Consider the following 3,425-nt stretch of genomic DNA (forward strand, 5'->3'; position numbering starts at 1 on the left):
ATCGTACACCATGCCGAAGGTGGATATCCAGGCCCAGGTGGAAACCGACGGCGCGTTGCAGGTGACCGAGCAGCGCACGTTCGATTTCGACGGCGATTTCTCCGCGGTGTGGTGGGCCTTCGACGGGCTTCCGCAGAACGCTTCCCTCAAGATCAACGGCGTGCGTATGGCGAACGTCGATGCCGATGGCACGGTGGTGGGCGATTGGACGACGTTGCCGAGCGAGGCGTTCGTGCTCGGCTGGCGCGAATCGGGCGGGCCTGGGAAAGATTCCTACTCGTTCGACGCGCCGAAGAACAGCGTGTACGTGTTCTTCAACGCCTCCGACGACCGTCGCATCATCGAGCTCGATTATACGGTGGTCAACGGGGCGCAGGCGTATTCCGACATAGGCGAGGTGTACTGGAAATACGTGGGCTCCCAATGGAAAGAGGCTTCCGACAACGTCACCATGACGTTGGCGCTGCCCGTACCGCAGGGTACCGAGGTCGTGCCGGGAGAGAACGTGCGCGCATGGGGTCATGGACCGCTCGACGGCAAGGTGACCGTGAACGCCGACGGAACCGTGACGTATGCCGTGCCGCATGTTGCGGCAGGTCAATTCGCCGAAGCGCGCGTGGCGTTTCCGGTGAAGTGGTTAACGAACCTGTCGCCCGAAAGCGCGGCGCTGCATCAAGGGGAAAACCGTTTGGACACGGTGCTGAAAGAAGAAAAGGACTGGAGCGACCAGGCGAACCGCACTCGCGTTCTTTCGTTGGCGTTCGTCATCGGCTGCGGTGTTGTCTGCGTGCTGCTGCTCGCCTGGGCGCTGCGCGCCTACTTCAAGTACGGACGCGAATACCAGCCCCGGTTTACCGACGAGTATTGGCGCGACGTGCCTGACCCCTCCATCCATCCGGCGGCTATCGGACGCCTGTGGCGCTGGGATCGCGAGAGCCAAGACGATTTCACGGCTACGCTCATGCATCTTGCGCACGTCGGCGCCATCCGCATCGACGCGGGCAGTTACGAGGAACCCGGCGCGTTCGGGCGCATGAAGACCGTGGACGACTATTACATCACAAGGTTGCCTGCTGCCGACAACGTGACCGATCCCATCGATCGTCAGGCGTTGGATTTGCTGTTCGGCACGTTGGCCGGGGGCACCGACTCGCTGTGGTTCGGCACTATCAAGAAGTACGGCGAAGATCATCCGCAGGAGTTTGTCGACGCGATGCAGGGCTGGCAGGGCGCGCTTTCGGCGGCGACGAACCGCGAGGATTTCTTCGAGGCGAAAGGCAAGCGATACCAGGGCTACCTCATCGCGCTTGCCGTGGTGGTCGCTTTGTCCGGTGTCGCCATTTGGATACTCATGTCGAACTTCATCCCTCTGATATTCATGATTCCCACCGCCATCGCGTTGGGCGTGATCGGGAACTACATGCCGCGTCGCAGTGTGAAGGGCAACGAGCTGACGGCCAAGAGCAAGGCGCTGCGCAACTGGCTGACCGACTTCTCGTCTCTTGACGAGCGTCCGCCCACCGACGTGAAGGTGTGGGGCGAGTTCATGGTGTACGCCTACCTGTTCGGCGTGGCCGACCAGGCCATCAAGCAGCTGCAAACCACCATGCCGCAGCTGTTCGAGTACGACGGATCTATGGGCATGACGTACATGCCTTGGTGGTTCTGGTACACGGGAGGCCATACGGCTGCCGGCTCAGCGATGCCTTCGGTTAGCGACATGCTGCAAACGTCGATGACGAACACGATGTCAACGGCTCAGGCGGCGCTTTCGGGCGCTAGCGGGAACTTCTCCAGCGGCGGTGGATTCGGCGGCGGCTTCTCAGGCGGCGGCGGAGGCGGCTTCGGCGGCGGAGGCGGCGCCCGGTAAACCAGGCAGGAACGAACGCGGCCCCGGCAAGGGGTCGCGTTTTTTGTGCGCGTATCCGCGAACGAGGTTCCACGTTGCCATCCGATGGGCGAGCGGAGCGCACCTGGCGTCCGGAGCGAAGGCGCGAAGCGCCGGAGCATGAACAAGCACGGGCTGGCCGTGTGCGCCACCGCTGTCATCCTTCGACTCCGGCCCGCGGCCTCCGCTCAGACGCTCCTATGTTGTCAAGCGGCTACCTCACGACATCCCCAGGGCCTCCATATCCTGCGCGAGGGCGCGGTAGGCCTCTCGGGCGATGTAGCGCTTGAGGCAGCGGATGGCGTCCTTCTTCGTCTTGCCCTCCGACATCCTGCGCGCCACGTAGGAGCGGGTCCGCCCGTCGTGGGCCATGCGGGTGATCGCCATGGTGTAGAGCGCCGAGTTGGCCCGCCTGTCGCCCGCGCGGCTCAGGCGGTGCCGATCGGCCCTGCCGCTCGAGACGGGCACGGGGCTCGCCCCGCAGAGCATGGAGAACGACGCCTCCGAGCGCAGGCGCGAGACGTTGGCGCCTGCGGCGAGCAGCAGCCTCGCGGCGACGTGCGGGCCCGCCCCGAGGAGCGACCTCGTCGACGGGGCGAGCGCCTTCGTGAGCGCGTCGATCTCGGCCTCCAGGCCCTTCGCCTCCTCGTCGAGCATGCGCGCCCGCCGGGCGAGCGAGCGCAAGGCGACCTTGGCCAGGGTCTCGGGCGAGGAGCCCGCGCCCGGGCGCATGGAGGCGCAGGCGCGGACCAGCTCCGAGGAGCCCTTGCCGCGCAGCGGGGCTCTCGCCTCCTCGGGCAGCGCGACGACCTGGGCCTGCAGGGCGTTCAGCGCCGCCGTCCTCGCCTTCACCGCGCCGGCGTAGGCCGCCTCGAGCGCGCCGAGGGCGCCCATCTCGGCGCAGCGCGACTTCGCCGGCGCGCAGCGGGTTCCCGCGAGGGCGGCGCGCGCCGCCTGCTCGGCGTCGATCCCGTCGCTCTTCCCGCGCCGGCGCCGCTCGGAGCGGTCGGGCGCCGAGACCTCGAGCACGCGGACGCCCGCGGCGTCGAGCGCGCGGGCGAGCCCGGCGCCGTAGCCGCCCGTGCCCTCGACGCCCGCCGCCTCGACGCGCCCGAAGGCGCGCATCCACGCGACCATCGAGGCGTAGCCGCGCGCGTCGGCCGGGAACGACGCCGTCCCGAGCAGCGCGCCGGAGGCGTCGAGCGCGGCCGCCACGTGGGCGTCCTTGTGCGTGTCGACGCCGACGGTGACAACCCTGTTCCCTTCTGCCATACTGGACTCCTCCCGAAAGGGTGCGCGGGGCGTCCTCGGGCGAGACGGTCCTATGGCGTGTCGGACGGGCTCCGACGGGCTCCTATCAAGTCATCCCCGAAGGCCCTGCGCGGTTTTCACTGCGAAGCCCCGCCGGCGCCGGCGACGAGCCTGAGCTAAGGCACCGAGGGCCTGGACGACAACGGGTCGGCCGGCGGGGCGGGGCTTCTCTCCCGATGATACGCTTCGCCATCGGGAGACGCATCTATCGTCCCATAGGATGACA

General features: G+C 67.4%; 2 protein-coding genes. One reads left to right on the forward strand and one right to left on the reverse strand.

All coding sequences use genetic code 11. From position 1 onward, the window contains the following. A partial coding sequence (locus tag ACMO6A_RS10720; RefSeq protein WP_418471246.1) for a DUF2207 domain-containing protein occupies window positions 1-1,870 on the forward strand: 1,870 nt, incomplete at its 5' end. A 237-nt stretch (window positions 1,871-2,107) separates the two neighbouring features. On the opposite strand, the gene ACMO6A_RS10725 is transcribed toward ACMO6A_RS10720, so the two are convergent. Next, window positions 2,108-3,160, reverse strand: a complete 1,053-nt coding sequence (locus ACMO6A_RS10725; RefSeq protein ID WP_086414387.1) for an IS110 family transposase — start codon at window positions 3,158-3,160, stop codon at window positions 2,108-2,110. Window positions 3,161-3,425: the final 265 nt, after the last annotated feature.

Origin of the sequence: Eggerthella sp. (assembly GCF_048329335.1) — a bacterium.
Classification (GTDB): domain Bacteria; phylum Actinomycetota; class Coriobacteriia; order Coriobacteriales; family Eggerthellaceae; genus Eggerthella; species Eggerthella lenta.

What these genes read in the sequence shown, in the direction of transcription:
- ACMO6A_RS10725 (WP_086414387.1), bottom strand. Translation starts at nt 3,160, where the DNA reads ATGGCAGAAGGGAACAGGGTTGTCACCGTCGGCGTCGACACGCACAAG.